Raw genomic sequence first — 1711 nt, 5'->3', positions numbered from 1 at the left:
CCGTCCAAAAAGGACGGGCGGGACGCCCATCCCACTTTCAAGAGTGGAAGTTATTTAATTCTCATTCCTTAGATAAATTTTTGCGCTGGTTTTGTGTCAATGTCGCTCGGCAACTCAAACTCGAACCAAATATTGATGAATTCTGGGATGAAGATATGGGCAGCAAGGTAAGCTGCACAATTTACTTTAAGAACTATTTCCTCGAACTAATTGACAGTCCCATTGTCTTGGTTATCAACGAAATAAATCGAGTATTTGAACGCACAAACATTGCTCAAGATTTTCTTTCACTGATCCGTTTTTGGTACGAACCAGCTCGCGCTAGAAAAAGTTGGCAAAAACTCCGCATCGTTGTCATTCATTCGACAGCAAATTATATTGCTTTGAATGTTAATCAATCTCCCTTTAATGTAGGAATGCCGATTAAACTCTCAGAATTTACTGCTGAGCAAGTCCAAGATTTGGCGTGGAGATACGGACTGAACTGGAGCGATAGCAATCCGATAGAGCAATTAATGAACATGGTAGGCGGGCATCCTTATTTAGTGCATTTAGCGCTGTATCACCTGGCAATTTTGCTGCAAAATCGCCTGTCCGTCGATCTGGAGGAATCGGGCGAGGAAATGGGGCGAGCCGAGTTGGCACAACTTTTAACAGCAGCTCCTACTCACAGCGGAATTTATAGCGACTACTTGCAAAATCAGTCGCTCGCCATTCAACAGGAGCCAGAACTCGCCTCCGCATTCCAACAAGTTGTCGATGCTAAAAATAGCATTTACCTCGAACCTTTGATGGCTTATCAGTTAGACAGCATGGGACTTATCAAATTAGAGGGAAATAACTGTAGTTTGTCTTGCGAATTATATCGCCTGTATTTTCAAGGGCAAAATTTGTGCGAGGACAAGTTGTCGGTGGTTGGTTTTGAGGAGTTGCAGCAGGAAAATCAAAGGCTGCAAAGTTTGGTGAATGTGGACGAACTTACTCAAATTGGTAACAGGCGGCATTTTGATAGTTGCTTGCGAGCGGAATGGACACAGATGGCTCGTGAGGGGTGTCCGATATCTTTGATTTTGTGCGACCTGGATTATTTCAAAATATATAAGCTGTTACGCATTTAAACCACTAACGAGGCTTGTAGGGTGCGTCAGTTAGAAGACTTACGCTTACAAGGGCAACACTTCTGTACTGACGCACCATACTATCGTCTTTTAAATGCCGAACAGCTTAATGATACCTACGGACATCAAGCAGGAGATGAGTGTTTGCGAGCGGTAGCTCAGACAATTCGCCGATCGCTCCAGCGTCCTGCTGATGTAGCTGCTCGCTACGGGGGCGAGGAATTTGCTGTGATTTTACCTGAAACTGATGCGTCGGCGGCTGTGGTTGTTGCCGAACAAATTAGAGCAAAAGTGAAAGCTTTGAATATTGTTTTTAACGCGGAGACTGTTGACGGTCTACCTAATTCTGTGGTAACGATTAGTTTGGGAATTGCCAGCGTTGTTCCGGGGCCGGAAAATGATGCGACAACGCTGCTACTGGCGGCTGATGAGGCTCTTTATGACTCGAAAAGGCACGGGCGCGATCGGCTCACTATGAGTACGCTTTTAAATTTTCGATTTGCTGCTGTTAATTAGCTAAGTAGGTAGGCGTAAAAAAACCAAATCATGTTAAAATAAGTAAACACTCAAGATTTAATTTACAAAATCAACAA

The 1711-nt window shown here is 43.9% G+C and carries 1 pseudogene; it reads left to right on the top strand.

Annotated elements, in window-relative coordinates:
• Window positions 1-80: 80 nt before the first annotated feature.
• Window positions 81-1634, top strand: a pseudogene (locus tag QUA16_RS37125) (AAA-like domain-containing protein).
• Window positions 1635-1711 lie beyond the last annotated feature (77 nt).

Origin of the sequence: Microcoleus sp. S13_C3 (assembly GCF_036700905.1) — a bacterium.
In the GTDB taxonomy this organism is placed as follows: Bacteria; Cyanobacteriota; Cyanobacteriia; order Cyanobacteriales; family Microcoleaceae; genus Microcoleus.
Note: the sequence above shows the minus strand (reverse complement) of the source record. Positions and strands in the feature narration are given on the sequence as shown.